Genomic DNA, 26,533 nt, shown 5'->3' with positions numbered 1-26,533 from the left:
CGCTGTAGACTACTTGTCGGACCAGACACTCAGCTCATTGCCTGAAGGGTCTTGGAAATGAAAGCGGCGTCCTCCGGGGAAGTCGAAGATGTCTTTGACAACCTTGCCGCCGTGATGTTCGACGCGGGCCATCGCATCTTCCAACTCATCCGCATACAACACCACCAAAGCCGCGCCATCTTGTGCGGATGAAGCGATGTCCGCCTTGTAAAATCCGCCGTTCAATGCGCCATCACTAAACGCCGAATAGGCGTCTCCGTAGTCCGTGAAAGTCCAGCCAAACACATCAGTGTAGAAGCTCTTGATTGGTTCAAGCTCTTTTGCGGGAAATTCGATGTAGTTGATCCGGTTGTTTTGGCTCATGAGTGATTCCCTCCCGTTTGATATGGTGTCGAACGCTGTTCAACTTTAGAATAAAATGTCGTTTATAAGCCTTTATATATTATTTTGTGGCACGATATGCTCAATGAAACTAAAGGCTCCCTTAGTCAGTTCTGTTCTAAAGGTTTTCCCGGGCGCTTAACTCAGAGTTTCACGCTGGAGAAAGAGTTTATGAAAAGTAAGCGACCTGATCATAAAGTGACCGAATAATATGCATAGGCATAGTTTTACAGATTTTTCTTGCGCCACATTCGAATTGTTACTAGTCTAAATCTACTGATCGTCACAAAGAATTAAAAGATAAAGCACGTGGTCAGGGAAACTACAAGAAGCAGCGCCCCCAGCTGACATCGACCCTCTCACTCAAAGCAGCTTCAAGCTGCTTTTTTTGTATGCATATAGTTGAAGACCCGTTCCAACCTCAGGATTCCAGTTGGGCGTGGATGGGTCAAGATGTTCCCCGACCCACATAGCCAGTTGATGGCACCTTCACCTTCTCGCCAGTTTTGGAACTGTCCATCAAAGCGGTAATCAAGGCGTGGACATCCAGCGCCTCAGCGCCCGTGATCATGGGCTTTGTTCTCTTTTGAACGCTATGGGCAAAATCTCGGATCAGTTCCCGGTGCCATTCGCAGGAAAAGTCCATTGGATCCGATCCATCGGCCATGGGTGTGGCCGCGCCGATACGTTCCTCCACGCCATCGCGCCAATGTACGGTGAGTTGCTCGCCCTGAAGTGTCGCTGTGCCCCGGGTGCCATCGATGACCAGTGTTTCCGGTTGGCTGGGATAGGTGGCGGTAGAGGCAAACAGTGACCCATAGCCGCCATCTTCAAAGATAAGGGCAGCGCTGCAAAAATCCTCCGCCTCCAGATCGTGCAACCGGGTCGTCGCGCACAAGGCCTGAACCGCGCTCACAGGGCCTGTAACGCTGAGCATCATGTCAAGCAAGTGAATGGCCTGAGTAATCAGGACGCCGCCGCCGTCTCGCTCATAAGTGCCTCGGCCGGGGGTGTCATAATAGGCTTGCTCCCGCCACCACGGCAGAGTGGCCCGCACAAGGGCAATGTCGCCCAAGGCATTGTCCTGCATGATTTGACGCAAATGCAGCGCACCGGCCTTGAAACGGTTCTGGAAAACCATCGCCAGGGTCACACCGGCACCCGCGCAGATCTCAACCAATTCACGCGCCGCATCCAAATCGCGCTCCAACGGCTTTTCGCAGAGAATATGCTTGCCGGCACCGGCGAAGAGCTGAACAAGCTCGCGTCGTTGGTTGGGCGGGGTTAACAATAGAACGGCGTCGATGGAAGAATCTTGCGCTATTTCCTCCGCACTGTGGAACGCCTTGCATCCATGTTCAGTCGCGGCGGCCTCGGCTTTGTCGCGTGTGCGGGCATAAAGGCCTGCAATCTCAACCGTTCCGGACAGCTCGGCTAGAGCTGCAAAATGGGGGCGGGCGGCCATGCCCAAACCGACGACAGCAAGGCGAACAGGTGGCATTATTGGCTCCAGTGCTAAATATGATGAGTGAGCTGCAAGCGCCAAGCGCTTGTAATATGAACATGATAATGAGCGAAGCTGCTGGACAAAGCGATATCTGGAAAATCCCTGAATTGAAACATCGGAGATGCTTCCCGATATACGCAACGCTCTTTTTTGGACCGCACGAAAGAGCGGCACGGTTTCGCGGTCTGAGGACGTCAAACACGCAGTTAACTGGTTCATTCCTGTCTCGTCTTCATGCCTGTGGCAATGCCATGGCCATTGGCTGTATTGCCACAATGGGCAATCATACTTACTTCTCGACCAACAGTAGAAAAGGAGCGGTTGCGCCAAAACGCGCCGAACGCATGTAATGCTATTTGAATGGATGTCCGATCCCGCCATATGGGCGGGTCTGGCAACGCTCGTTCTTCTTGAGATTGTTCTGGGTATCGACAATCTCGTCTTTATCGCGATTTTGGCTGATAAACTCCCTCCACATCAACGGGACAAGGCGCGGCTTGTCGGCCTGTCACTGGCCTTGGTCATGCGCTTGGTCCTGCTTGCGTCGATCGCGTGGATCGTGTCGCTCACGCAGCCGCTTTTTACCGTATTCGGGATGGATTTCTCCGGCCGGGATCTGATCATGCTCTTCGGCGGTTTGTTCTTGCTGTTCAAGGGGACAAAAGAGCTGCATGAACGTCTGGAAGGCGCGGCTACAAAAAGGCAAGGCAATCTCGCTAACGGCGTTTTCTGGCAGGTGATTGTGCAGATCGTCGTGCTGGATGCCGTGTTCTCGCTCGACAGCGTGATTACAGCGGTCGGGATGGTAGACGAACTCAGCGTAATGATGATTGCCGTGATCATCGCCATTGGCGTGATGATGCTGGCCTCCAAGCCGCTGATGAATTTCGTATCGCGCCATCCAACGGTTGTGATCCTTTGCCTTGGTTTCCTGATGATGATCGGCTTTTCGTTGATTGTTGAAGGGTTCGGCTTCCACATTCCGAAGGGCTATCTGTACGCGGCAATCGGCTTCTCCATTCTGATTGAAGCCGCCAACCAGACAGCGCGCCGCAACCGGGAAAAGCTGGTGACGAAAGGCGACCTGCGTCAACGTACGGCCAGTGCGGTACTGCGATTGCTGGGTGGAGGCCGAGAAGAGATCCCGCTTGGTGAAGGGGCTGATCTGATTGCAGAGCGAGCCGCCGAAAACAACCTGTTTTCCTCAGAGGAAAAGGAAATGATCGAAGGTGTGCTGACGTTGGCCCAACGCCCTGCCACCTCCGCCATGACCCCGCGCATTGAGGTGGACTGGCTGGACGTTACGTTGCCAAAGGAACAGCTGCGCCACAAGATTTTGGAGGCAGGGCACACCCGCTATCCGATAGCACGAGGCAAGCTGGATGACTTCCTTGGGGTGGCCCTTGCCAAGGACTTGCTGCGTGACCTCCTGGAGGAAGGGGAAATCAACTACGAGCGTTCCTTGCGCCAGCCGTTGATTGTGCATGAGAGCGTTTCCGTTTTGAGAGTCATGGAACAGTTGCGCAACTCACCGCTTCAGATGGCTGTGGTGGTGGACGAGTACGGGGAAATGGAGGGCATCGTGACCCCCATTGACGTGCTGGAAGTGATTGCTGGCGAGTTTCCTGAGGAGGACGAAGAGCATCTGCTCATTGAGCAAAATGAGGATGGCTCATGGCTGGTGAGCGGCTGGATCGATATCCGCAAGATATCGCAGTTGCTGGATATGGACCTCTCAGACGCAGCGGACCGATATTCGACGCTTGCCGGCTATATTCTGTGGCAGATGGGACGCCTTCCCGAGGCAGGCCAGCGCGTCACGGCCGGCTCTCTGGAGTTTGAGGTGATGGCCATGAATGGCCGCGCCATTGATCGGGTCTTGATCCGTCCCGCGCCGAGCGAACGGCTTGTCGCAGGCGAAAGCCATTGATGAAGAAGGCCGCCGGGAGCTCCCCGGCGGCCTGTCTCAGGAATTTGTTTTGTGCAGGATTGCTAGACGATCACAAGCTTAACCCCATGCTGCGTAAGCTGCATGTTGATGTCCGCCGGAGGGGTGGCATCGGTGAACAAGGCGGTAGCGTTCTTGATGTGACCCACTTCCACCGCTGCCGTGGTGGAGAATTTCGTGGAATCTGCGGCAATGAACACGTTGCGCGCCGTTTTCATCATGCTTTGTACAACCACAACCTCGTTGAAATCATAGTCCAGCAGGGTCCCGTCCGTATCGATGGAGCCGCAACTGGTAATCAGATAGTCCACCCGGAAATGGTTGACGAATTCCAGTGCGGTTGAGCCCACAATACCGCCGTTCGTGCTGCGCAGCTTGCCTCCTGGCACCATCACGTTGAAGTCGTTTTTCTGATACAGAACGTTGGCCACGCGCAAGCTGTTGGTAATCACCCTCAGGCCCTGCTTTTTGAGCAAGTGCTTGGCAATGATTTCCGTTGTGGTGCCAATTGAAATGAAAACGGACGAATTGTCGGGAATGTGCTCAGCAATCGCGGCGCCGATGGCTTCCTTTTCTTCCGTTTCCGAAACCTGACGAACAGCGTAATCTAGGTTCACGACACTGGAGCTGCGCCCTGCGCCGCCATGGTGTCGAACCACCAGCTTCTGTTCACTGAGTTTCTTGATGTCACGACGAATGGTTTGGGCGGAAACGTCAAGCAGCTCAGCCAGCTCCTCGACGCTCACATAGCCCTTGTCGTTGACTTCCTTGATCAGCTTTTCGTGGCGTAGGTTTCCAACAATCACGGCATCCGGCATCTGTTTCTGTTCCAACTTTCGACAGGGTGCCTCAAATGCCCGTGCTTGTTCAACGGCGTTTGTGGTCCCCGGTTTTTCTAGGCGTTGGCCTTGATGAACGCTTCTGCCGTGCTCCGGTCCGGAACACCTTCGCGACCGCCCATCTTGGTGCATTTCAACGCGGCGACTGCGCTGGAGAACGTGACGGCGTCTCGCGCCGACATTTGGTCCGCTACTGCCAATGCAAAGGCGCCGTGGAAAACGTCGCCTGCTCCGGTTGTGTCAACCACATCAACCTTGAAGCCCGGTTGGTGACAGAGCTCATCCCCTTCCAGCCAGTAGCACCCTTTTGAGCCAACTGTTACATAAACTGTACCATCGGTTTTCGTTTGAGCAATGCGCAATCCCTCTAAGGGGTCATCAACCTGTGAGAATTTCGCCAATCCAGGTTCGGAAAACGCGACGTGGTCGGCCAATGCGACCAGTTCGCCAATGTCTTCCGGGGTGATGTCGGCATCCAAAACACTAGGAATTCCAAGGGACTTGGCTTGTTCCAGAGCATGCTTGGCACCGGCGATCCAGCGCACGTCACACAGCACTGATTGGAACTGATCGAAATTGATCTGTTTGAGCCACTCAGGATCACGACTCAGTTGATCGTCCTGATAGTTGATGATCATGCGCTCGCCCGCGTCATCCACAAGAATGGCCGAAAATGACGATGTAGCACCGTCTATCGTGCGAATATGTGCCTGGCCCACACCGTATTGGGTGAATTCTCTTTGCATGGCTTGCGCCACATCGTCCGCGCCAACTCGGCCAATAAACTCCACCGGATGTCCCAGCTTGCTAATGGCAACTGCTGCTGTTGCAGCCGGACCGCCGCCAATTTCAAAGTACTTCTTGGCAACAAACTTGCCGCCAGTGGTTGGCAATTCAGAGACTCGGAATACACGATCGAGCACTGTGATCCCTACGCAAGCGATGGTCATTGGCTACCCTTTTCTAGCATTGCAGGTGTTTTTGGTCCAAATCTGCGTGTAAATACGAACGGACAAACACTCATTTAATGAAAAAATACCACCAAAACCGGCAAAAAACAATCAAAATGTGTTGTATTTTGCCCTTATTAGGGGCTAATGTTCAATAACGAACATAAATGATCACAAGTGAGGACTTGGTATGGCGACTGTTGGTTTTGTTGGTCTGGGTCAGATGGGCGCCGCAATGGCAGCAAATTTGATCAAGGGAGGCCACACCCTCAACGTTTACGACATTAATAAAGACGCGGTTGCTGCTTTGCAGGGGCAAGGCGCCAAGGCGTGTGGGTCGCCAGCCGAAACAGCAGAAGGCGCAGAATTTGTGATCACCATGCTGCCGAATGGGGCGTTGGTCCGCAATGTTCTTCTGGGTGAAGACGGCGTTGTGTCGCGGTTGTCGAAAGACGCATTGGTGATCGACATGTCAACGATCCATCCTCTTGAAACGGATGCGCTGATCGCTGATCTGGCCAAGGACGGTTATCAGATGATGGAAGCGCCGGTGGGCCGCACGTCCGATCACGCGATTGCCGGCACGCTGTTGATCCTCGCAGGCGGGACCAAGGAACAGATCGCCAAGGCGCAGCCGCTGTTTGATCTGATGGGGTCGGATACTGTTGACGCCGGCGGACCGGGTAAAGGCATTCGTGTCAAGATCATTAACAATTACATGAGCATCGCCTTGAACGTTTTGTCAGCTGAAGCGATTGCGCTGGCGGAGAAAATCGGTCTCGACTTTGACACCGCCATGTCCGTCATGGGCGGCACGCCGGCAGGCAAGGGACACTTCACCACGACGTGGCCGAACAAGGTGCTTGCTGGCAATCTGGATCCGGCCTTCATGGTTGATCTGGCTCACAAGGATCTGGGCATTGCGCTTGATCTGGCCAACCAGGTGGGAGTGCCAATACCAATGGGCGCAGCTTCCCGTGAAATTTACAATATCAGCCGCACCGCTGGCCGGGGGCGTCAGGACTGGACCGCAGTTCTGGAGCAACTGCGCGAACTGTCTGGCCTTGAAACCAAAGCCAAGTAAGCCGGGCAGGGAGATACGAACATGGAAAAGACAATCGAACTCTATGGTGAGATCGGTGGGCAGCGGGTGGATCTGATCACGCTGAAGAACTCAAAGGGAATGCAGGTCAGCTTGACCAACTACGGCTGTATCGTTACCTCGATCGTTGTACCGGACCGGGACGGCAAGGCCGAGGACGTGGTGCTGGGTTATGAATCCCTTGAAAAGTATCTGGCCGGACATCCTTTCTTTGGCGCAATTGCAGGCCGTTTTGCCAACCGCATTCAGGACGGACGGTTCAAGATTGACGCCAACGTCTACCAGTTGGAAACCAACGAGCCGCCCACCGTGCAGCATCTTCATGGCGGCTCGAAAGGCTTTGACAAGTATGTCTGGGCCTATGATCTGGAAGAAACCGACGAAGAGATTTTGGTCCATCTTCATCGCATCTCGGTGGATGGGGAGTCAGGATATCCGGGGACGCTGGATGTCACGCATACCATTGGGTTGGATGAGAAAAACCAGCTGCACTACAATTTCCGGGCCCATACCGACAAGCCGACTGTCATCAATCTGGTGAACCATAGCTACTACAATCTGGCGGGTCATGACAGCGGCAGCGTTGCGGACCATGAGCTGAAATTGTTCGCAGACTTTTACACGCCGGTTGCCGAGAACATGATCCCGACCGGAGAAATCCTGAGTGTTGCGGGATCCGGCATGGACTTCCGCAACTCCACCCGGATCGGGACAAACATGGACAAGGTTGAGGGCGCGGCGTTCGACTTCAACTACATTTTGAACGGACAAGAACAGGAAGGCGATTATAAGCTGGCGGCTGATCTTTATGATCCGACGTCCGGTCGGTTCATGACGGTGCTGACCACCCAGCCAGCCATTCAGTTCTACAACGCGTTTAAACTCTCCAACAAAACGTGGATCGGTCGTAACGGCTGCAAGTACGAGGCGTTTGGCGGTCTGTGTCTGGAAACACAAGGTTATCCTGACAGCCCGAACAAGGCGCACTTCCCCTCTGCCCGTTTGAACCCCGGTGACGTTTACGAGCACAAAACCATCCATCGGTTTGGTACTCGCTAAGTTGCTGGCATAACTGAACAAGTGGTCCCTTTTGAAAGGGGCCACTCAGTCGAGTTCCCATCATGTATATCGAAATAATTATCGTCTCGGCGATTATCGCTCTGGGCAGCTTTACCCAGGGCCTGACAGGCTTTGGTCTTGCCCTGGTCAGTGTTCCGCTGCTGTCGCTCGCTATTGATGTTAAAGCTGCTGTGCCGATTGCCGGGGTGTTTGGCTGGCTGGTCACCTTCCCGCTGGTTTGGAAAATGCGCGAACATGTCCAGTGGCGGACGGGCCTGATCCTGTTTGTGGGGTCGCTCCCCGGTTCGTTTTTGGGTGCAGACCTGCTCAAGCGTTTGCCTGGCGAAGCAATTCTGATCACAATGGGCGTGGTTTTGATCGCTTCCAGCCTGTATTCACTGTTCTCCAAAGCGCCTCTTTTCAAGAAAACATCGCCGCCCATCACGCTCGGAACCGGATTCTTCTCCGGTGCGCTCGGTGCAAGTGTGGGAGAGCCGGGGCCGCCGGTGATCGCCTACACGTCCATGCAGCCCTGGACAGCACACCAGACAAAGTCAACGCTGGTATTCTTCTTTATGCTTCAGATGGTTGGTGCGATCGCTGGCTTCTGGACCAAAGGCTTGCTTGATGCCTATGTGATGGAAACCATTCTGTACGCGATGCCCGCCTTCATCGTTGGCATGAGTGTTGGAATGTTCGCCTATCACCTGCTGCATCACTACAAGATCAATTATCACGGGATCATTCACGGTCTGCTTTTGATCATTGGCACAATGCTTGTGCTTAAAAACCTCCATATATGGTAAAATTACGGACATATACGCTCTATTTATGTCCTTAAATAAACAAAAATGGTCACATTAGCTTTCGTATCTGATTGTAATGGTGTAAGGTAAGAGCAACAAACACGGGAATTGACGTGGAGTGGGCCTCACGGGGATGTGCCAGACGCTCACACCACTGCGAAACGACCTTTTGACAGAGAGCTCAAGTCGAGGAATTAAGAATGGCTTACGTATCCGGTAAAGAAATGATCAAGCGCGCTTGGGAAGGTGGTTACGCCATCGGCGCGTTCAGTGCACACAACGCTGAAACCATTCGGGGGATCTTGCGGGCTGCTGAGCAAGAGCAGGCACCCATCATGATCCAGATTGGTCAGAAAGTGATCAACACCCTCGGTCTTTATGAAATGAAGGCCATGGTCGATACCTTCATGCGTGACATCACGGTGCCGGTTTGTATCCACCTCGACCACAGCCGCAAGTTCGAACAGACCATGGAAGCAGCCCGGGCGGGCTTCCAGTCCTTGATGTTCGATGGTTCCGGTTATGAGTTCGAAGAAAACGTACGCATCACAAAAGCGGTTGCTGATGTGGCTCATGCTCTGGGCGTTGGCTGTGAAGGTGAGATTGGCAAGATCGGTGGTACGGAAGACGACATTACCGTTGATGAAGCCGACGCCATGATCACCTCTGTCGAAGAAGCGCAGGAATTTGCAACTCGCACAACGGTTGACTATCTGGCGATTTCCGTGGGCACCGCCCATGGTGTTTACAAGTCCGAGCCGAAGCTTGCTTTCGAGCGTATTCAGGAAATTCGCGACATCGTGAAGAAGCCATTGGTGCTGCATGGTGGCTCCGGTGTGCCGGATGAGCAGGTCATGAAAGCCGTCGGCCTTGGTGTTGCCAAGGTGAACGTGGATACGGAACTGCGTCAGGCCTTTACCTATGGCGTTCAGGAAATCTGGAAAGAAAACCCTGAGGAGTTTGTTCTGGCGACTTCCCTCGGCCGTGGTGAAGAAGTCATGATGGCAAAGGTTCAGGAAAAGATCCGCATCTTTGGGTCGCAAGGCAAGGCTGCTGACTACAAGTAAGCCTGGTTCAGCCCCGGAACTTCCGGGGCTTTTCCTTGCAAAACCGACTTCTACGGGAAAGATCTGAGTTGAAATGCCGCGTGATATCGTGAGGATTGGAAAGAATTCTCGCGCCAGTCGTTTCAAACGATTAAACTAAAGGCGTATAGTCTTGGCGCCGCCTACGTTTCATCAGATCACCCGCAGGGCCGTGCCTGCGGATGAAAGCCCGGACCCTTGATTACAGGAGAAGATCCAGAATGACTGTTCGCCCACTTGTAGCTGGTAACTGGAAAATGAACGGGACCAAGGAGTCCTATGAAGAATTCGCCAAGATTGCTGCCGGATATGACGCAGCACTTGCCGAAAAGATCGACATGCTGGTTTGTCCTCCTGCTGTTTTGTTGGCGCAGTTTGCCGAAGTTGAAAACCTGCCGGTGGGTGCTCAGAACTGCCATGCGGCGGCATCTGGTGCACACACGGGTGACATCTCCGCCGAGATGGTTGCCAATGTTGGTGGCAAGTACGTGATTGTCGGGCACTCGGAACGCCGTGAAGGATACGGTGAAACGGACGCTGATGTGGCTGCCAAGGCTGAAGCGGCATGGCGTGCCGGGCTTGTGGCGATTGTTTGCATTGGTGAGAGCCTTGAACAGCGTGAAGCTGGCGAAACCATTGCCGTTGTAACGGAGCAGATTACCAAGAGCCTGCCGGATGCAACCACCAGCGCTAACACGGTTGTGGCTTATGAGCCGATCTGGGCAATTGGGACAGGCAAGACACCTACGGCTGATGACGTTGCCGAAGTTCATGCGGCACTGCGCAAGAGCCTGGTCGAGCGTTTTGGCGAAGATGGCGAAAAGATCCGCCTGCTTTATGGTGGGTCCGTCAAGCCGACCAACGCTTCTGAACTGCTGGCTCTGCCAAACGTGAATGGCGCGCTTGTCGGTGGAGCAAGCCTGAAGGCTGCTGACTTCCTCGGTATTGCAGAAGCCTACAAGAACTTCTGATTGGCGAACAAACTGTCAATTTGACATGCGACCCCGGTGGCCTTGCGTCTGCCGGGGTTTTTATATGTGCACGCCTGTTGCACCAGTCGGCCTTCAGGATTTGCAAAGCGTGTTACCCGCGAGAACTATCGGCTTTCCCCTTGTTAGGTTTTTTGCTTGTATGATCCGGATAATTGACAGAGACGCTGCACCCTGAGCGGTTTTATGCCCCAGATAAGAAACCGGATGGGCGGTGGCACGAGCGAGGTTCGGTATGGCAGGTGCACGGTGGTTGTTCGGCGGTGTGGTATCAGTCGGACTGGCAGCAATGATGGTGAGCGCAGCGCTGGCGCAAGATCAAGAACGTTCATCCGAAGCCGCAGCCGATCCGCAGGAAACAGATGGCGTGAGCCGGGGCGGTATCTTTTGTACGGCGGACACGTTTGCCGTTGATGTGATTGAACAAGACAGCGAACTGTGCCGCGATGGGGACGAAGAGAACTGCCTGCCAAAAACGGAGACCGATGTCACGTTTTTGTTGGGCGAAGACATCGCTGGCGAACGCCGTTTTGGCTATGACGTCTGGTTTGAAGATGGACGTAATTGTTCCATCATTGGCGATCTGGTGCAAAACGACGAGGGACAGTGGGTCTATGAGGATCTCGGCTGCCGATTTTCACTCGAGCTGGATGAAGAAGGTGCGGTTTTGCGGTCGTTGACCGGCGCGGCGTGTGAGAGTGGGTGCGGTGCGAACGCGCGCCTTGCTGCGTTGCGGGTAAGCTGGCCAGACAGTCGATTCAAGCATGCGCCGCTACTCAATACCTACGAGGACATGGCACTTTGTTTGCCATCCGCACCGCCGGACTCGGTATTTACCGAAGAGATCCTGCAAATTTTCACGGTTCAGCGCATTCTCACGAAATTGGGGTATGATCTCGGGCCCATCGACGGCAAGTTGGGGCCCATGACCCGTGAGGCTATTGCCAAATACAGAGAGCTTGAAGACCTTCCTGCTCAGGAGGCCATCGATCAGGCCTTGGTAGACCGCTTGGTAGTCGCAGAAGACGCTCTGCCTCAAGATGAGCAGGAGTTGGACCCTGCAGGCATGTTGCAAGCATTGTATGATGCAGACGAGCCGATGGTGGATGTGTTCGAACCGCCATTGAGGGACAGTTGGTTTTCACGCCGTGTTCTGGATTTGATTGCCTATGCCGAGCAGCGAGGAGAGCTGCTCTACGGTGAGCGTGGGCTCTTCTTCAATCCAATCGTGCCGGGAAACGAAATCAAGCTGGCGGATCTGAAGATCGCGCCGGCACGGGTGGAGGGCGATACGGCACGGGTTGAGGTGTTTTTCCGCAACTTCGATAGTCGGTACGCCCTGCGTTACGATTTGATCCGTACCGACAAAGGATGGCGCATCAATGATATCGTGACCCCGACAGGCAGCTTGCAAAGTACGCTGAAGGGAATTTGATTCAACTCGGCTCAGTCATCATCAGTCTGTTGCAAGGCCCGACGTTTGGTCCATAGAACGGTAGAGGGCTGTCCTGCTACCCATTGTAGTGACTAGCGTCAGATGAGTCTGGCGGCGACGTGACAAGGGGGCATGATGGACAGACCACTGACGGGACTGCGGATTTTGGAGTTTGCAGGAATTGGGCCCGGGCCGTTCTGCGGTATGTTGCTGGCAGATATGGGCGCCGATGTCGTACGGATCGACCGGCCAGGTGTGGTTCCTCAGGGTGTGGGGGCCATAACGGGCCGCGGGCGACGTTCGGTGGCACTTGATTTGAAAAAAGAGGGCGACCGTGAGACCGCGCTGGCTTTGATTGGCAAGGCGGACGCGCTGTTTGAAGGTTTTCGGCCCGGTGTGATGGAACGTATGGGCCTTGGACCGGATGTGGCCTTGGCGCAGAATCCGGCACTTGTTTATGGCCGGATGACGGGATGGGGGCAGAGCGGACCACTGGCGTCTGCTGCCGGTCATGACCTGAATTATATTGCGCTGACTGGCGCGCTGCATGCCATGGGACGACCAGACAGTCCCCCATCGCCGCCACTTAATCTGGTGGGCGATTATGGTGGTGGAGCGTTGTTTTTGGCGTTCGGCCTTGTAGCTGGTTTGCTTCGGGCCCGTGAAACGGGGCAAGGACAGGTGATTGATGCGGCGATGACCGACGGCAGCGCACTTTTAACCGCGCTGTTTCACGATCTGATGGCTGCAGGTATGTGGCAAGACAAGCGCGGCACCAACTTTCTGGATGGAGCTGCGCCCTTTTATGACACTTACGAATGTGCCGATGGAGAGTTTATTGCCATTGGCGCGATAGAACCTCAGTTCTATTCGCTTTTGCTGGAAAAGGTCGGTCTTGCCGGAGATCCGGACTTTGCCAACCAGATGGATACCAAGAAATGGCCTCTGATGAAGCAGAGGATGGCGGCAATTTTCCGCCAGAAGACGCGGGAACACTGGACATCAGTGATGGAGGGAACGGACGTGTGTTTTGCCCCGGTGCTATCCATGAGTGAAGCTCCGCACCACCCTCATAACAAAGCCCGTGAAACCTTCATTTCTGTGAATGGCGGAGTGCAGCCGACAGCAGCACCCCGGTTTCGTGATGTCCCGAATGCACCAACCAAACCGGCACCACATCCCGGAGAGCATACGCAAGAGGTGCTGCGCGAGTGGGGCGTATAAGCGGATATCGCAGTGCCTGCCAGCTCGTAAAGGCTGACAGGCACTGCACTGTCCTCTCAGATTTCCTCGTTTTTCAACCAGCGGGTGAGATAGGTGACGGCGCTGTACAGGCCGGTGAGCGCCAGCTGGATGTAGACAACGTCAAGCACGCTGGAAAGGTCTGCCCCCATCTGGTCGATGCGTACCGTTCCTGAAATCACGCTGGTTGAGGGTATGAGCAAGGTCAGCAGGTGCAGTGCCCTTGGGATTTCCTCAATCGGCCATGAAATACCGGAGATCAGAAACAGCGGCATACCCAGGACGACAAAGAAGAATACCACCCCTTCTTTCCAGGGAATGAGTGCCGCAACTGCATGGCCAAGTGCGGTGACAGCACACAAGAACGGCAGCACAAGCAAAAACAGGGCACTTACTTCTCCAATGCGAGGTATGCCATAGGCGGATGGCAAGATCACGAGATAAAGCAGGGACCAGAAGGCATAGAGCAGGACATAGGCCGTTGGCGCTGCCAGTGCGATGCCCCCCTTTTGGCGCGACTGGCTGGAGTGCATCATGCCAATCCCCATCATCAGCGTTTGCTGCATGATCAGAATGAAGGCCGCCGGAACCACGTAGCTGGCATAGCCCCCCTGCGGATTGAAAACACGGATGTTGGTTATTGTAATCGGCTGAACCAGTGAGCGGGCGGCAGTGTATCCCATACCGGTCGCCGTGAGGCGGGAAAGCTCTACTTCAGCGCCCAAGGTTTGCGCCGCGTTCAACACGGCGCTTTTCATAGCTCCATAAAGCAGGAAGTAGCTGCCATCGCCGTAGTAAGCCACAGGTGAACGCTCACCGGATAAAAGGTTCTGCTCAAAGTCAGGTGGAATGACGACGATGCCGTCAATCTTTCGTTCGAAAAACAGATCCTGTGCTGCCAGCATATCGGGCACCCGGTAGGCCACGTGCGCCGAGTCTGTAACATCTACCCGGCGAATGAAGTCGCGGCTCATGGTGGACTGGTCTTGGTCCACGACGGCCATGGGCACTTCGCGTACCACTTCGCCGCGATACGGTTGCGGGTAAAAGACGGAATAAATCAGCAGCGCCGCTACCATGGTGGAAAGGGCGGCACGGTTGCGCGCAATACCCTGAAAGGTGGCAAGAACTTCCCGAACAAACCCTCTCATATGTGGGCCTCCCGAGGTGTGCGTTCAGACCGGGCTTCTGACAGGCTGCGCCGCAAAAAAACGGCCATCAGCAAGGCATAAAAGCCAGCCAGCGCCAACGCCCAGCCGATGGTGGGGAGGGAATAGACAAGGGGTGTACCGCGCAGTGTCTGATCAACATGCAGTTCAAGGTATGGTGTCAGCGGGATGATGGCGCCCCACGCCTGCGAGAACTCGTTCATCATGAGCCGAGGATAGCTGAGCCCCACAAAGCCGAAGGCCGGTGCCGTGAGCAACCCTACAACCCCAAGAGCACCTACAGAGTCCCGCGCTGCGATGCCGAATGCTGCACCCAACATCTGGCTGGTGAGGACGAATATCAGGCCGTAGAAGAAATGCAGAGCGACGCTGCCGTGAAATGGTCTGTCGAACAAACCGAAGATCAAGAGATCGGCGATAAGCAGCATCAGGTACCAGAAGAAGGTGTAGGGCAACATCTTGGCAAGGATCGCCCGTGGCGCCGAGCGGCCCAATCGAACCAGCCGCGCCATACCGGCAACACTGTGGTGGTCGCGGGAGAAAGAGAGCGTCATGCTGCAGCTGATGAAAATCTGAAGCACCGTGGGCATGACGGCCGCGAGCAGAAACGAGATGTATTCCTGTTCCGGATTGAAGAGCGCAGATTGCTGAACCGGAATGCGATTGACCGCCACGGCGGCCTCATCAGGTGGTGTGCCGCGTGCTTGCCGGAGTTTGATGGACACACCAGCGCTGGCAGTGGTGACCGCCTGGGTAATGGCACGGCCGGTGATCCCGGCTGCGGTCAGGAACTGATTGTTGGTGAAGATGACCGCCTCTGGCTGCCAGCCGCGAAACAGATTGCTCTCGAAATCGTGGGGCAAGTATAGCAGCGCATAGACATCACCACGCACCAACGCTTCTTTTGCCTCGCTCAAGGTGGTGGCCCGATTGCCAATGCTGACGCCGGATGTGGCATCCACCATGCGAACGATTTGTCGGGACGTGGTGCTGTTGTCCAAGTCGACCACTGCGATGGGAAGATCCGTTGGCAGGCCGGTGCGGAACACGAGGCTAAGCAGAATGAACAGAAGCAAGGGGTAGGGCAACAGCATGGCCGCGAAAGCCGGCCGTGCCCAGATTTGGCGCAGCTCGCGGCGAAAGACCCGCCGAAAGCCGGGCGCAAGATGGCCGTTGAACATTGCCCGCTTTCCTTACCGCGCACCAAGGTCGATGAGTGCGCTCATGCCCGGACGCAGTCCTTTGGTTTGGTCTATGGGCTCTGCTCTCACTTCAAAGGTGCGCAGGTCAAAATCGCCGGTTGCCTTGGTGGCGCGCCAGTTGGCGTATGTGCCCTCTGCATTGATTGCGGTTACCGTTGCGTCAACCAGCCTGTTTTCAAGTGCTGGAACGCGCACTTTCAACGTCTCGCCCACTTCAAGCCCGCTCAAAAGGTCTTCGCGCACATTGAAGGTGAACCACGCATTATCGATATCAACGAGGGAAACAAGCGGGGAGCCTGCTGGAAACAGCTTGCCGATTTCTGCCATGCGCGCGGTGATCTGACCCGCAAATGGGGCTGAAACGTCCAGTTCTTTCAGGTCCGTTTCTATGCGGGCTACCGCAGCTTCTGCCTGTTGAACCTGAGCAACTGCGACCGCTTTCTGTTCTTTGCTGCTACCGTTCTGGGCTAGTTCCAATTGCGCTTCTGCAGCTTCTTGGGCCTTTAATGCAGCGTCGAGGGCGTTGCTGCTTCGGTCCAGAGACTGAACGGAGGTTACCGCGCTGTCGCGGAGCTTTAGCACTCGTTCATGGGTTTTGCGCGCCAGAATGACGTCTGACTTGGCCTTGTCCAGTTGAGCTTTGCGGGCGGCGATGGTTTCCGGCCGGGTTGAGAATACCAGATCCTTGTTCGCGCGGGCCACGGCGAGGGCCGCTTCTGCTTTGGCAAGCCCTGCTGTGAGTTGGGGGCTGGCCAGTTGGACCAACAACTGGTTCTTTTCTACGCGCTCGCCGAAATTGACAGGGGTTGCGACAACCCGTGCGGTTACTTGTGCGGCAAGATCAACCCGTGTGGCTTCCACTTCGCCTTGAACTACAAGGCCGGCGGGTTTTTCGACAGACCACACGACATAGCCAGCGGTTGCAACGATCAATAGAATTGCAATGATAAGGAATTTACGCATGTTTTTGTTGAGTCTTCTGGGGGAACAGATAATTTGGTATTAGGAAAACATATATTTTCCTAATTGGCAATCGCGCAGATGGGGATGGTCACGATCATGACGGGAGACAAGCAATGCAAGCAACGGCCAAAGGCTCGCGGAGCTGGACGTCCGCCTGTGCGCAGCCGGGATGAAACCCTGCGGTTGATCGCCCGCGCAGCCACGGAAGAGTTCATGGCTAATGGCTATGCCCGCACCAGTATCAAGGCCGTTGTTGCCCGGGCCGGTGTCTCCACAAAAAGCCTGTACAAGATTGTGCCAAACAAGGCGGAACTGTTTCGTCTTGCCATGGATCAGGCCATTGACATCAGCATCCAACAGTTTGACGACTTACCTTCGTGCGACGGGCGAGGGCGGGACGGATTGCGCACTCTCGTGATGGCATACACGCGGATATCCCTGAGCGAACCCTCCTTGAAGGTGACGAACATGATCTGGGTTGAGCATAAGGAGTTCCCTGAATTGCTGGAAAGTTATCGCGAAAGCGGGCGCCGGTTTACCGAAGCGTTTGATCAGCGTGTCGCCCGTTTGTGTCGGTCCGGCGCCGTAACATGTAGCGAGCCGCTGGTTCTCGCGGATTTTATTCGCAATGCGATTGACGGCATGCGTCGTCAGGTATTGTTTGGACAACGAAAGCATCCCAATGACGCGGAACTTCGCGCCTGGGTTGATCAATGTACCCGCTTGTTCGTTGAGGGGGCTTCAAGCCTTTAAGGAGAGAATTAGATGACCGGCACCACATCGGATGAATCTGGCGCGTTTGTTGAACAGTTTGAAATCGGCCCATATGCCACGGGTGCGCTTGATGGTTTGAGTTTTTCGGTCAAGGACAACATTGACTTGGCAGGTCGGCCCACGTCTTTTGGTAGTCCGTCCTGGCGCGACGCGCATCCCGCGCCGCTTTACAATGCAGTATGTGTTGACCAGTTGCTTGCAGAAGGCGCCACGTGTCGAGGCAAGGTGGTTGCAGATGAGTTTACCTACAGCCTGGACGGTGAAAGTCACTTTTACGGGACCCCAAGAAATGCGAGGGCACCGGACCGCATTCCAGGTGGGTCTTCCAGTGGTTCCGCGGCCTCTGTCGCAAATGGCCTGGTCGATTTTTCATTGGGAACGGATTCGGGCGGATCAGTGCGGGTGCCGGCAAGTCTGTGCGGCATATGGGGACTTCGGCCATCGTTGCACCGGATATCCGAGGCGGGTGTGTTGCCCTTTATGCCGAGCGTGAGCACGGTTGGGGTACTGGCAAATTCACTGGTTGCGTTGGAAAGGCCGGCGAAAGTTCTTTTGAAAAGCACAGGAAGAGCTGTCCCGGACGTATCTCGTATTCTTTATCTGCAAGATGCTTTTAATGTTGCCGACAAACCTGTCGCGGATGCGGCGTTGAATGCATTGGAGCGCATTTCCGGCGCTTCTGGTGTGTCCCTTGAGGCGGTCAGTTTTGCAGAACTTGTCGGCTATGATGCGCCGTTGTCCATGTGCAATGAGGCCGCCTTGCGCAATCTGCAGACGATTGAATTTGAAAGCGTTGTTGGGAACTGGATCGAAGCCCACAAGCCGGAACTCGGGTTTGTGTTCTCCATGGCCTATGGCAACGTAAAAAACTTTGATCGTGTCAAGCAGATGAAGTGTTTGGCGCTTTGCGAAAAGTTGTTTGAAGACATCAACGCAGGGCTGCCGGATGGCACTGTTGTCTGTTTCCCAAGCACGCCGGTTGTTGCGCCCTTGAAAGGGTCATTGACCACTCTTGAGGCGGTTCAGGATTTTTATAATCGCACAATGACGATAACGGCGTTCTCTGGTGTTGGCCGATTCCCCGAAATCTCTGCCCCACTGCTTGATGTGGGAGGCATTCCTGTCGGCCTGTCGTTTGCCGCCGGACATTACAAGGATGAGTTCCTCTTAAAGGCCGTGGGAAAGCTGGTGCGCTAATCTCGATGGAGCCGAAGACATATTGCTCATCATAAACTGGGATAAAAAAGCCCGCCTCTGGAAAGAGGCGGGCAAGTTTGCTCTGAATCGTTGCCTTTGCTTTTAGGCCTTGTAGTCAGCAGCTTCCGCAATCTTTGACAGAAGCGCTGCATCCGCACTGTTCTTGCGATAGAACACAGGTGGCTGACCGATTGGCGCGTTAACCTCGACCCAACCGCCTGTATAGGTTTCGCCGCTCCATACGTGCACCCATTCATCCGCTGGAAGGTACAGCTTACGCGTGGTTGCACCCTGCTCGTAAACCGGTGCCACCAACAGATCACGACCGAACAGGTATTCGTAGAGTACCTCGTAGGCTTCAGCGTCATCTTCGAAGTGCATGAACAGCGGGCGTTGTGCCGGCATGCCTGTTTCTGCGTTTTCCTTGGACAGAGCCTTGATGTACGGCTTCAGATGCGTGAAGACGCGGGTCATTGCGGCCAGATGCGCAAGGGTCTCATCGTCGCTGTCAAACTGATGGTTGTCGGCTGGACGGTTGCCTTCATGTGAACGCATGATTGGAGTGAAGGCAGCAAACTCAGCCCACCGCATGAACAGCTCACGGTCCCGCTTCATGCCATGCAGGGTGGTGTACCCGCCAATGTCAGAGTGGTGGATACCATTGCCCATCAAGCCGGAGGACAATGCAGCGTTGATGACAGATGGCATACCATCGTCAATGTTCCAGTTCACGCATTGGTCGCCGCCCCAAAGGGTGTGGCAGTAGCCCTGAATGCCGGTGTATCCAGCTCGCATGAAGAACAGGATGTCGGCGGTTTTGCCCGCTTCCTCAATGGCTTCGTGGTTACACTGTGCCCAACGGGTTGGCCAGTTGTTGTGCTCGATTTCGGCGGATTTGCCGTTGGACAGATAGCAGTCCGTTGGCAGATATTCGCCAAAGTCAGCCATCCAGCCGTCCAGACCGAACTCGATCATGTTCTTCTTGATGACGCCCTTGTACCACTCGAAGGCTTCAGGATTGGTGAAATCGACAACACCGCAATAGAATTCGCCAAAGTCGACAACGTACTTGCTGCCATCTTCCTTGGTGGCGAGGAAACCCTTTTCCTGAGCTTCGTTGTAAAGCGGGAAGTCTTCCAGAACGTATGGGTTGATGTACCCCAGAAAGCGGAGGCCTTCCTTCTTCAGCTCGTGGATCTTGGTGTCGAGGTCCGGGTAAAGCTCCTTGTTCCACTGCCAGTCCCACTGCAAACGCTTGCCGAAGGAGGTCATCTTGATGCCCTGCCAGTCCTGACACCACGCACCAGCAACTTTTACACCAGCTTCCTTGGCGCGATTGATCTTCTCGATGGTGATATCGGTACCACCCTGAATGCCGAGGATCACACCGTCCAGTACCCAATCCGGCAGTTCTGGCTGATTGCCGAAGACGCCACAAATATTCTTCACCAGGTCGGCAAAGCTGTCTTCCTTGTCTACCAACAGGTATTCAGGAATCTCCCAAGCCTGCAGCTCGTGGAAATCATCGTGCCGGAAATCGAAATCCGCATAGGCCGTTGTTTGCAAGTGCGCAAAGTACTTGTCGCTGGAGACGTAGGTCGGCTGCGGATAGTTGGTATTGTAGTAGTCCCCACCGGCGCGGTCCTTAACGTCCGCCTGCCAGGTGATGTAGGTGTTCTTGTTGCGGCCAACGCCCGGCTCTGAAGTCCATAGCGGGAAGTTGTGGCCACGCAGGTTGAAATAGGTCAGCTGTTCACCGCAACCATAGACCTTTTCCGTCGCCGTTGCGGCAATGCGCAGCCAGAAACGGTTCAATTCCGGCTTTTTGCTGGTGAACGCGATCTTAAGGCGACCTTCAGCAGTTTCTTCTGCGGTAAAGACAATGGTCTCCTGCCCTTCAGCACTGAAGGTGATCAGGATTTTGTCGTCAACTTCCTGAACAGCGAAGTTGCGCATTGGCAGGCGCTCGATCACGTAGTCGGTAATGTCGAAGTTACCGCGATACATGTCAAAGTTCGCAGAGCCTGCGCCAAGGAACAGACACGGATTGTCGAAGCTATGACGGAGGATAACCTGGCCCTTGTGCGTGAGCACGAAGCCGGTCTCGAGTTTTTCCAGTTTCATGATTGTGTACCGTTACGGGTTCGAGCTTGTGTAGCCGAAAAATCGGTTTCGCTTGCGAGGGGTGAGCTGCGCTGCGTTTGGTCTTGTGTAGTTGTGACGGGGTGAGACGAGCTCACCCCGTCATTCGTCAAATATTACTTGGAGGCTTTTGCATAGTCTGCTTCAATTGCAGCTTCGCAAGCCTGGATTTCTGTTTCAAAGCGTTCCAGCCATACTTGGCCCTCTTCGCCAGTGCTTTCTACGAAGAAGTCACGTACGGGTGCGGTTGCATCGCGGAATGCCTTCTTTTCTTCGGCATTCGGGGTGTAAACGGTGCCGCCTGCCTTGCGGAAGACTTCGTAGGCATCGAACTCTTTCCACTTCGGATAGGCGCGCAGGAACTGGTTCTGAGCCTGAACACCGTCAATAACAACGCGCTGAAGTTCTTCAGGGAATGCGTTGAACTTTTCGTTGTTCATCACCCAGACGCCGCCCATGTAAGCGTGACCGTCAAGAACGATGTAGTTGAGGCTTTCCTCGAACTTCATGGTGGTGATGTCCACGATGCCGTTCTTGGTTCCGTCAACAACGCCAGTGGAAAGCGCGGTGTAAACTTCTGGCCAGGAAATCGGCGTTGGGGCACCACCGAGTGCCTTCACGAGTTCCTGCTGGATTGGGGCCGGAACTGTACGCAGCTTCAGACCCTGAACGTCTTCAGGGGACTTGATCTGCTTGTCGGTGGTTGCAAAGTTACGCCACCCTCCGGAGTTGGACACCATCATGGTGCGTAGGTTCTGGGTTTCTTCCAGAATGTTTGTGCGGATGTCAGCCAGAAAGTCTTCGTTGTCGTATACGCATTCTGCAACACGGTCATCGCGCAGCATGTAAGGCAGATCGAATGCGCCCATTGGAGCCCAATAGTTGGCTAGCTCCGGAATCGTGGTCTGGAAGTAATCGAACATGCCAGCCTGTACACCAGCAAGACATTCGCGTGCCGTTGAGCAGAGCTGACCGGATGGATAGATTTCGACTTCGATGGCGCCGTTGGAACGGGATTCAACGAAGTTCTTGAACACGAGCAGCGACTGGTGATTGTAGCTGTCGATGTTCGTGACGTGCGGCACTGTCAGTTTGTAATCTGCTGCCTGTGCTCCCGCAGTCAGAAAAACCGAGGTCAAAAGAGAAAGACCAAGTGCTTTGAGTTTCATACTTACCTCCAAGTAATGGTTGGAAGGGCTGGCATGGTTTGCTGCACACCAGCTTCCTCCGAGAAATCCCGCCTTACATCATGCCCAGCATCTGAGGGAGACCGATGACAAGAACTGGGAAGAACGAAATCAAGAAGATCACGATGAATTCTGCGAACAGGAAGGGCAGAATTGCCTTGGAGATCTTCTGAAGCGGCACGCCCGACACACCAGAGGCAACGAACAGCACCAGTCCCATGGGGGGTGTTGCAAGGCCGATGGACAGGTTTGCCACCATGACCACACCGAAGTGAACCGGATCGATGCCGAGATTGGTCATGATAGGTGCCAGAATGGGTGCAAAGATCAGAATTGCCGGACCTGCATCGAGGAACATGCCCACGATGAAGAGGAAGATGTTCATGATGAAGAACAGCAGGTACGGATTGTCGGTGATGGAGTAGAAGAAGGTGGTGATCTCTTTGGCCACACCAGACAAGCTGATCGCAGAAGCAAAGCCACTGGCCGCTGCCACAATGATCAAGATCGCGGCCGCGTTGATGGCAATGCGGATGAACATGGGGAACACGTCCTTCATCTTCAAAATCTGCATGATGAATACAGAAAGGATGAAGGCATAGAACACCGCTACTGCCGCAGCTTCCGTCGGTGTGAAGATACCGCCATAGATGCCGCCCAAAATGATGACTGGCGTCAACAATGGCAGGATCGCAACTTTGAAACCAGCGGCGCGTTCTGCTGCCGTAGCGCGTGGAAACTGCTCTACGTCCGGGTATTTCTGGATTTGCCAGCGATTGACCAGCATCAGTGCCACGCACAGGATCAGCCCAGGTACGATGCCGGCCATGAACATTGCTGCCACGGACGTATTCATGACGAAGGCATAGATCAGCATGATGCCGGAGGGCGGAATGATGGTGCCCAGCACAGTTGCAGCTGCTGTCAATGCGGCCGCGTAGGTGCGGTCGTACTTGTAGCGCTCCATTTCCGGGATCATCATGTTGCCAATGGCGGAGGTCGCCGCCACGGCCGAGCCCGTCAACGCGCCGAACAGTGTAGATGCCAGAATAACCACGTGTCCCAAACCGCCGCGCATGTGCTGCACCATGGTTTGAGAGAAGGTGATGATGCGGTTGGTGATACCGCCGTTCACCATGAACTCACCTGCCAACATGAAGAATGGCAAGGCCAGAAGCAGGAAGTTGTCCAGACCAGCGTACAGGCGCTGGTACAGCATGTTCATGAACAGGATCTGATCTGCCTGGAACAGGGCAATTGCTGGAGCCAGACCTAGCGCAAACAGCACTGGTACACCGACGAACAGCAGGATCAGAAAGTAGAGGGCAAAGATTGGAGAGACCATGATGTGTCTACCTTATCGTCCGCTGCTGCCAATCAAGCCGCAGGCTTTTCAGCAAGAGAGTGGAAATGGGTGAACATGCGCAGTTCGCTGATGATTTTCTGAACGGCTGACAACAGCGTTATGGTCATCATCAAAGGAGGGGCCGCATAGATCACGTACATCTTGATTGGCAGGCTGTCTGCTTGGCTTTGGCCTCTGAGGTAGAAGTCGTAGCCGAACTTGATCCAGACAACGAACGCGGCAATGGCCAGAACATGGATGAAAACCATCAGCAAGTGCTTGATGCGCTTGCCGTTGAGACCATCCAGCAAGAACGTCATGGCGATGTTCTTGTCCTGCAAGTAGATGAGCGGCAGGCACAGGTATGTCATGTAGATCATCATGAAACGCGAGGTTTCATCGGTCCAACTCAACGGCATGTTCAGGATGTAGCGAAACAGCACTTGCAGCAGAACGATAACAGTCATGATGACCAACAGGCTGCCGCCGATCCAGCTCCCCAGCTTGCCGAGCGGTTCGTTGATCTTGTTCAGCCCTTTTTCAATGGCTTCTAACATGATGCGATTTCCTTGTTTTAGAAATGCAAGCCAAAGGGGTGGGAAGCAGACAGAGCCAAAATTTAATATCGCTTCCCACCGCGCACTGGATTAGGTCAGTTCAACGACCTCAATACCAAGCCTTTTGGCTACAGCGCGCATAACCGGACGGTGTTCGCCGTACGTCAGAGCGGTGTGGTGTTCCAGACCTTCGTTGATCATGGTGTCGAGGAACTGCTTTACTGGAACATCCAGTTTTGCGGTGCCAGCAGTACCGGAGAACGCCAAAGGTGCCTTGATCATCTCGCCACCTGCCAAAAGCAGACGCATCTTGCCGTGACCTTGGCTAAAGCGTGCCATGGTAATGCGGCCCGGCTTCAAAGCGAATTCGGAAAGCAACGGCAGTTTGCGGTTCGAGTGGATGGTGCCCTGAATCGGCTGATCGGTGTCCGCCATATCGATGGGGGCCTGACCACAGTGCCAGAAAACAACGGTGTCGTCTTCTGTGTTGACGTCGACCAGATCAGTGTTGAACACACTTCCCTGCGCAGCATGCTGCAATGTCAGGGAGGTAACCACGCCCATCATGTCAGCCTCGCAACCTGCTGGCGTCCGATCCTCGTTCAGCAGAGCAAGCGCACCACAGGCCGCGCAACCATACTCGGTGAAGAAATCCGGCCAACAACGAACCGCGATGCCCTTGTAGTTATTTTCATCTGCTTCTGCGCGCAGCTTTGAATAAACCTTGAGCGTCTTGCGGGTTGCATCCTGATCCAGTTCAGCCAGATTCGGGAAATCCTTGGCGCGGCGCTCATAGGGGGCGTCGGCGACGTCGTCAGGCAGTTCCTTGACTTCGTTGATGAAGTCGATCACAGGGATGCGATCCACTTCAACGCCAAACTTGGACTTGAGTTCTTCCTCATTGAAATTGCAGGCGTCAAAGCCGTCTGGATGCTGACCAACCAGTTTCAGCTTGGTGCCGCGCAGGTCATTTGCGATAGCACCGGCGCGGGCATAGACTTCCAGCTCTTCCTTGGCAGCAGGGCTGTCGGCGTCCGCATGCACGTAGTCGATGCTCAGGTCATTCCGGCTCAGCGCGTGGCTTGCAAGATTGACACCACAGAATGAGTTCAGGCGCAGACGGCCACCTGTGCGAGCTTCAGGGAAGGACCACATGACCAACGGCGCATCAATCTGCTTGCCCAGTTCCACGGTCATGGTTGCGTCTGTAAAGGTGACCTGCAGCAGCAGCAGCATGTCCAGTTGCTGTTCTTTCAAAGCGGGAAGCGCGGCGCGCACAGCGTCGGCATCAAACAGCAGCTCTGGTTGACCAATCAACTCGGCGTCAATGCTTTCAAGGGTCGACCATGCCTTGGCCAGGATTTCTTCGGCAAATGGGACATCAAAAGTGGGGCGCCCCAGCGCGACCACACCAATACGGGGTCTTTCTACAGACATTCTGTTCCTCCGTGTCTTGGCAGAACATGTTCACGGGCGCCCAAATCGATCCGGCATCTCTCCCTGATGCAGTGATCTGCCAAGTAGCTTCATTCATTGATCACATTAAGTCGACAAATGGTCACAATCTATCAGAGCTAATACATATATTAGCCCATTTCATACACAATAAGTCAATAAAGTTCCAGATAAAGATCAAAAATAGACAGCGTTGATCACGTTTAGGGGTGAAGGCCGCCCATTTTGGCTGCGTCATGTCAACGTGGCTGTCGATTGCACCATTGCGCTGCAAAGCCACAGGCAGATTTGAGAGAACGCCCTCGTAGGTGCTGGAATCAACCGGTTTTGCGAGTAATTCTCACTTGCTTCATTTCCATTTAGCAAGTCCTCAACTACCGAAGAGACCCTACCATAAGCTGGTTATTTTTCCAGTCAGGGATTTACCTTTGACGATGAATCGAACAAATATTCACAGAGAGCTGTTGTTTTTCGAAAATGTGACTACGTATACGACAATCATCGGCGAGCTATGAAACCTTTGCCCTTCGAACATTCATGTAACCAATTGAAATATATGAATCTATATCGTTTTGGTCACACTGATGTCCTGAGACCTATGGTTGTTCGAGTACGAACTTCAACCTACGGTCTGGGTCTGAAACAAGGGCTCGAAACCGATCAAATTTCTTTCGATATCACACTTTACGTTTAATCCCTTATTTTTTACGCCCTCAGTGTCCCCCATAGTCTTTTGTGTGACTTTGTTTAGCAGGTGGAGGCCCAATCAGGGAGGACCGGCCTGCCAATGATCAACTTCCTGAATGCCGGGCAGGGACCGGCAGTGAAAGTGAGACCGAGCTATGGATAAAATCATCATCTCTCCAAGCAAGTACGTTCAAGGGGCCGGCACGCTTGCCAAGATCGGTGACTATGTGAAGCCGTTGGGCGGCCGTCCGCTGGCGATTGCCGATGAGGTGGTCACGGGTCTGGTGGGAGAGACTGTCACGTCCAGCTTTGCGGCGGCGGAAGCCAAGCTCACCATGGAAAAGTTCAACGGCGAGTGCTGCCGTGATGAGATCAACCGCATTCTGGAAATTGCCAAGAGCACGCAGGCGGATGTGATTGTGGGCATTGGCGGCGGCAAGACGCTGGACACGGCCAAGTCCGTGGCGTTCTACAGCAAGGTGCCGGTTGTTGTTGTACCGACGATTGCTTCC

Annotated in this window: 23 protein-coding genes; 11 read left to right on the top strand and 12 right to left on the bottom strand. The window is 54.4% G+C overall.

Features of this window, described 5'->3' with window-relative positions; genetic code table 11:
* Nucleotides 1-9: 9 nt before the first annotated feature.
* Together G512_RS0112550 and G512_RS21005 are read right to left on the bottom strand one after the other, a co-directional pair.
* Complete coding sequence (locus G512_RS0112550) at nt 10-363, bottom strand: VOC family protein (protein WP_028482027.1); 354 nt, start codon at nt 361-363, stop codon at nt 10-12.
* A gap of 466 nt (nt 364-829) precedes the next feature.
* The gene (locus G512_RS21005; RefSeq protein WP_051269299.1) at nt 830-1,882 is read right to left on the bottom strand and encodes a Gfo/Idh/MocA family protein; all 1,053 of its coding nucleotides are present in this window, start codon (nt 1,880-1,882) and stop codon (nt 830-832) included.
* Between the two features lie 355 nt (nt 1,883-2,237).
* Here G512_RS21005 and G512_RS0112540 point away from each other — a divergent pair, with 355 nt between their 5' ends.
* Entirely contained in the window at nt 2,238-3,818 is a 1,581-nt protein-coding gene (locus tag G512_RS0112540) for a TerC family protein (protein WP_028482026.1), read from the top strand.
* A 62-nt stretch (nt 3,819-3,880) separates the two neighbouring features.
* Here the strand turns inward: G512_RS0112540 and G512_RS0112535 are convergent, their stop codons facing one another.
* Together G512_RS0112535 and G512_RS0112530 are read right to left on the bottom strand one after the other, a co-directional pair.
* Nucleotides 3,881-4,654, bottom strand: coding sequence for a DeoR/GlpR family DNA-binding transcription regulator (locus G512_RS0112535; RefSeq protein WP_028482025.1), 774 nt, complete (start codon nt 4,652-4,654; stop codon nt 3,881-3,883).
* Between the two features lie 77 nt (nt 4,655-4,731).
* Entirely contained in the window at nt 4,732-5,625 is an 894-nt protein-coding gene (locus G512_RS0112530) for a sugar kinase (protein ID WP_028482024.1), read from the bottom strand.
* A gap of 190 nt (nt 5,626-5,815) precedes the next feature.
* On the opposite strand from G512_RS0112530, the gene yihU reads away from it, so the two are divergent.
* The 7 genes from yihU to G512_RS0112495 all read left to right on the top strand — a co-directional run bounded on the left by yihU (nt 5,816) and on the right by G512_RS0112495 (nt 13,325).
* Nucleotides 5,816-6,709 carry a sulfolactaldehyde 3-reductase gene (yihU, locus tag G512_RS0112525; protein WP_028482023.1) on the top strand — a complete coding sequence of 298 codons (894 nt, stop codon included), beginning with the start codon at nt 5,816-5,818 and terminating at the stop codon, nt 6,707-6,709.
* 21 nt (nt 6,710-6,730) lie between these two features.
* Entirely contained in the window at nt 6,731-7,786 is a 1,056-nt protein-coding gene (locus tag G512_RS0112520) for an aldose epimerase family protein (RefSeq protein WP_028482022.1), read from the top strand.
* Nucleotides 7,787-7,848: 62 nt separating this feature from the next.
* Nucleotides 7,849-8,592 (top strand): sulfite exporter TauE/SafE family protein, encoded by a 744-nt coding sequence (locus tag G512_RS0112515; RefSeq protein WP_028482021.1) that lies wholly within the window; start codon nt 7,849-7,851, stop codon nt 8,590-8,592.
* A 200-nt stretch (nt 8,593-8,792) separates the two neighbouring features.
* The gene (locus tag G512_RS0112510) at nt 8,793-9,659 is read left to right on the top strand and encodes a class II fructose-bisphosphate aldolase (protein ID WP_028482020.1); all 867 of its coding nucleotides are present in this window, start codon (nt 8,793-8,795) and stop codon (nt 9,657-9,659) included.
* Between the two features lie 239 nt (nt 9,660-9,898).
* A complete protein-coding gene (tpiA, locus tag G512_RS0112505; protein WP_028482019.1) occupies nt 9,899-10,648 on the top strand; it encodes a triose-phosphate isomerase in 750 nt (249 codons plus the stop codon).
* Between the two features lie 253 nt (nt 10,649-10,901).
* A complete protein-coding gene (locus G512_RS0112500; RefSeq protein ID WP_028482018.1) occupies nt 10,902-12,101 on the top strand; it encodes a peptidoglycan-binding domain-containing protein in 1,200 nt (399 codons plus the stop codon).
* 132 nt (nt 12,102-12,233) lie between these two features.
* Nucleotides 12,234-13,325, top strand: a complete 1,092-nt coding sequence (locus G512_RS0112495) for a CaiB/BaiF CoA transferase family protein (protein WP_028482017.1) — start codon at nt 12,234-12,236, stop codon at nt 13,323-13,325.
* Between the two features lie 56 nt (nt 13,326-13,381).
* Here the strand turns inward: G512_RS0112495 and G512_RS21000 are convergent, their stop codons facing one another.
* The 3 genes from G512_RS21000 to G512_RS0112480 are packed head-to-tail and all read right to left on the bottom strand — an operon-like array spanning nt 13,382 to nt 16,677.
* A complete protein-coding gene (locus G512_RS21000) occupies nt 13,382-14,494 on the bottom strand; it encodes an ABC transporter permease (RefSeq protein WP_051269297.1) in 1,113 nt (370 codons plus the stop codon).
* Nucleotides 14,491-15,693 (bottom strand): ABC transporter permease, encoded by a 1,203-nt coding sequence (locus G512_RS20995; RefSeq protein ID WP_051269296.1) that lies wholly within the window; start codon nt 15,691-15,693, stop codon nt 14,491-14,493. Before G512_RS20995 ends, G512_RS21000 begins: the two co-directional genes overlap by 4 nt.
* A 12-nt stretch (nt 15,694-15,705) precedes the next feature.
* A complete protein-coding gene (locus G512_RS0112480) occupies nt 15,706-16,677 on the bottom strand; it encodes an HlyD family secretion protein (RefSeq protein ID WP_028482016.1) in 972 nt (323 codons plus the stop codon).
* A gap of 96 nt (nt 16,678-16,773) precedes the next feature.
* Here G512_RS0112480 and G512_RS0112475 point away from each other — a divergent pair, with 96 nt between their 5' ends.
* Together G512_RS0112475 and G512_RS0112470 are read left to right on the top strand one after the other, a co-directional pair.
* Nucleotides 16,774-17,430: a TetR/AcrR family transcriptional regulator gene (locus G512_RS0112475; protein WP_162143376.1), complete on the top strand. Its 657-nt coding sequence runs from the start codon at nt 16,774-16,776 to the stop codon at nt 17,428-17,430.
* Nucleotides 17,431-17,442: 12 nt separating this feature from the next.
* Nucleotides 17,443-18,648: an amidase family protein gene (locus G512_RS0112470; RefSeq protein ID WP_028482014.1), complete on the top strand. Its 1,206-nt coding sequence runs from the start codon at nt 17,443-17,445 to the stop codon at nt 18,646-18,648.
* Nucleotides 18,649-18,750: 102 nt separating this feature from the next.
* Here the strand turns inward: G512_RS0112470 and G512_RS0112465 are convergent, their stop codons facing one another.
* The 5 genes from G512_RS0112465 to G512_RS0112445 form a co-directional block, all read right to left on the bottom strand.
* Nucleotides 18,751-20,772 (bottom strand): alpha-glucosidase, encoded by a 2,022-nt coding sequence (locus tag G512_RS0112465; RefSeq protein WP_028482013.1) that lies wholly within the window; start codon nt 20,770-20,772, stop codon nt 18,751-18,753.
* Nucleotides 20,773-20,906: 134 nt separating this feature from the next.
* On the bottom strand, nt 20,907-21,959 hold the full coding sequence (locus G512_RS0112460) for a TRAP transporter substrate-binding protein (protein WP_028482012.1): 1,053 nt from the start codon (nt 21,957-21,959) through the stop codon (nt 20,907-20,909).
* Between the two features lie 73 nt (nt 21,960-22,032).
* Nucleotides 22,033-23,322 carry a TRAP transporter large permease gene (locus G512_RS0112455; protein ID WP_028482011.1) on the bottom strand — a complete coding sequence of 430 codons (1,290 nt, stop codon included), beginning with the start codon at nt 23,320-23,322 and terminating at the stop codon, nt 22,033-22,035.
* Between the two features lie 32 nt (nt 23,323-23,354).
* A complete protein-coding gene (locus G512_RS0112450; protein WP_028482010.1) occupies nt 23,355-23,879 on the bottom strand; it encodes a TRAP transporter small permease in 525 nt (174 codons plus the stop codon).
* A gap of 90 nt (nt 23,880-23,969) precedes the next feature.
* Nucleotides 23,970-25,316, bottom strand: a complete 1,347-nt coding sequence (locus G512_RS0112445) for an L-fucose/L-arabinose isomerase family protein (RefSeq protein WP_028482009.1) — start codon at nt 25,314-25,316, stop codon at nt 23,970-23,972.
* Between the two features lie 860 nt (nt 25,317-26,176).
* Between G512_RS0112445 and G512_RS20990 the strand changes: the two genes are divergently transcribed.
* Nucleotides 26,177-26,533 (top strand): iron-containing alcohol dehydrogenase (locus tag G512_RS20990; RefSeq protein ID WP_036489738.1); only part of this gene is annotated, 357 nt, incomplete at its 3' end.

The organism is Pseudovibrio exalbescens DSM 16456 (assembly GCF_000422785.1).
Lineage (GTDB): Bacteria > Pseudomonadota > Alphaproteobacteria > Rhizobiales > Stappiaceae > Pseudovibrio > Pseudovibrio exalbescens.
Note: the sequence above shows the minus strand (reverse complement) of the source record. Positions and strands in the feature narration are given on the sequence as shown.

Coding starts and splice junctions, on each gene's coding strand:
- G512_RS0112550 (WP_028482027.1), bottom strand. CDS start 363: ATGAGCCAAAACAACCGGATCAACTACATCGAATTTCCCGCAAAAGAG.
- G512_RS21005 (WP_051269299.1), bottom strand. CDS start 1,882: ATGCCACCTGTTCGCCTTGCTGTCGTCGGTTTGGGCATGGCCGCCCGC.
- G512_RS0112540 (WP_028482026.1), top strand. CDS start 2,238: ATGCTATTTGAATGGATGTCCGATCCCGCCATATGGGCGGGTCTGGCA.
- G512_RS0112535 (WP_028482025.1), bottom strand. CDS start 4,654: ATGCCGGATGCCGTGATTGTTGGAAACCTACGCCACGAAAAGCTGATC.
- G512_RS0112530 (WP_028482024.1), bottom strand. CDS start 5,625: ATGACCATCGCTTGCGTAGGGATCACAGTGCTCGATCGTGTATTCCGA.
- yihU (WP_028482023.1), top strand. CDS start 5,816: ATGGCGACTGTTGGTTTTGTTGGTCTGGGTCAGATGGGCGCCGCAATG.
- G512_RS0112520 (WP_028482022.1), top strand. CDS start 6,731: ATGGAAAAGACAATCGAACTCTATGGTGAGATCGGTGGGCAGCGGGTG.
- G512_RS0112515 (WP_028482021.1), top strand. CDS start 7,849: ATGTATATCGAAATAATTATCGTCTCGGCGATTATCGCTCTGGGCAGC.
- G512_RS0112510 (WP_028482020.1), top strand. CDS start 8,793: ATGGCTTACGTATCCGGTAAAGAAATGATCAAGCGCGCTTGGGAAGGT.
- tpiA (WP_028482019.1), top strand. CDS start 9,899: ATGACTGTTCGCCCACTTGTAGCTGGTAACTGGAAAATGAACGGGACC.
- G512_RS0112500 (WP_028482018.1), top strand. CDS start 10,902: ATGGCAGGTGCACGGTGGTTGTTCGGCGGTGTGGTATCAGTCGGACTG.
- G512_RS0112495 (WP_028482017.1), top strand. CDS start 12,234: ATGATGGACAGACCACTGACGGGACTGCGGATTTTGGAGTTTGCAGGA.
- G512_RS21000 (WP_051269297.1), bottom strand. CDS start 14,494: ATGAGAGGGTTTGTTCGGGAAGTTCTTGCCACCTTTCAGGGTATTGCG.
- G512_RS20995 (WP_051269296.1), bottom strand. CDS start 15,693: ATGTTCAACGGCCATCTTGCGCCCGGCTTTCGGCGGGTCTTTCGCCGC.
- G512_RS0112480 (WP_028482016.1), bottom strand. CDS start 16,677: ATGCGTAAATTCCTTATCATTGCAATTCTATTGATCGTTGCAACCGCT.
- G512_RS0112475 (WP_162143376.1), top strand. CDS start 16,774: ATGACGGGAGACAAGCAATGCAAGCAACGGCCAAAGGCTCGCGGAGCT.
- G512_RS0112470 (WP_028482014.1), top strand. CDS start 17,443: ATGACCGGCACCACATCGGATGAATCTGGCGCGTTTGTTGAACAGTTT.
- G512_RS0112465 (WP_028482013.1), bottom strand. CDS start 20,772: ATGAAACTGGAAAAACTCGAGACCGGCTTCGTGCTCACGCACAAGGGC.
- G512_RS0112460 (WP_028482012.1), bottom strand. CDS start 21,959: ATGAAACTCAAAGCACTTGGTCTTTCTCTTTTGACCTCGGTTTTTCTG.
- G512_RS0112455 (WP_028482011.1), bottom strand. CDS start 23,322: ATGGTCTCTCCAATCTTTGCCCTCTACTTTCTGATCCTGCTGTTCGTC.
- G512_RS0112450 (WP_028482010.1), bottom strand. CDS start 23,879: ATGTTAGAAGCCATTGAAAAAGGGCTGAACAAGATCAACGAACCGCTC.
- G512_RS0112445 (WP_028482009.1), bottom strand. CDS start 25,316: ATGTCTGTAGAAAGACCCCGTATTGGTGTGGTCGCGCTGGGGCGCCCC.